Annotated in this window: 1 protein-coding gene; it reads right to left on the reverse strand. The window is 46.1% G+C overall.

Features of this window, described 5'->3' with window-relative positions:
• Positions 1-307: 307 nt before the first annotated feature.
• The coding region (locus tag FNE76_RS08095) for a putative barnase/colicin E5 family endoribonuclease (RefSeq protein ID WP_456237342.1) at positions 308-840 on the reverse strand (533 nt) is incomplete at its 5' end.

Below are 840 nucleotides of genomic sequence, written 5' to 3' on the forward strand. Positions count from 1 at the left end.
CTTTTTACCCCCCCGCTACAATAGGGCGGATCCATACACACACAATCTATACAAGCATCAGGCAAGCCCTGCATAAACGCTAACGCATCGGCGTGGAAAACTTGGTTAAGGTAGGGGGTGAGCATTAAAACCCCCCAAAGTACCACACAAGAGATAAGCACAGAAGTACAAAGTTAAAAGATTTCATTGATTGGCTCTTTCTTGTAATCCCATTTCGTTTGACTTTTGGGGGGGTTTATGCTACCCTTATTGTAGGAGTTTAGGGGCGGACTCTTGCCCCTAGTAAAGCCTTGAGAGGGAATAGTACTCAAGGTTTCTCCCTGTCGTGATAGGCTGTAATGATCCAGTGGTTGTGCGTAGCCTCTCCCTTCCAGTTCTTTTTTAGCCCTACTCTAAAGGTCTTATCTCCTATTCTGCATACCATGCCTATTCTCCCCCCCTCTTGTTTCACCACTTCCCCATTTTGTATAATTTTTTCTAGCCCATTCCCCAACCTCTCCAAAGCATTAGCCCCCTCAAAAGGACTAAAGTCATCAAGGTGCTTTTCTACAATCTTGCTTAAGCCATGTCCTTGTATCTTGCCCTCTTTGTTTCTAACTTCTCCCCACACCAAATCAATATACCCCAAATCCTCCCGATAAAACGCCCCGGCTACTTGTCCGCGTTTCTCTTGCAAGAGTTTGGCCACTGCTTCTTTGCCCTTAAACGCAAATTCTTTAAAATTCTCTCCAAAGGCGGGGTTAGGTTTTAAAATGTCCTTAGGGGGCTCATCCCCCACCACCTTGAAATCCTGCAACACCCACCTTCTAGGCTGGCTGGGGTCATTGTTGTTGGTCCAAT

Origin of the sequence: Helicobacter mehlei, assembly GCF_007280785.1 — a bacterium.
In the GTDB taxonomy this organism is placed as follows: domain Bacteria; phylum Campylobacterota; class Campylobacteria; order Campylobacterales; family Helicobacteraceae; genus Helicobacter; species Helicobacter mehlei.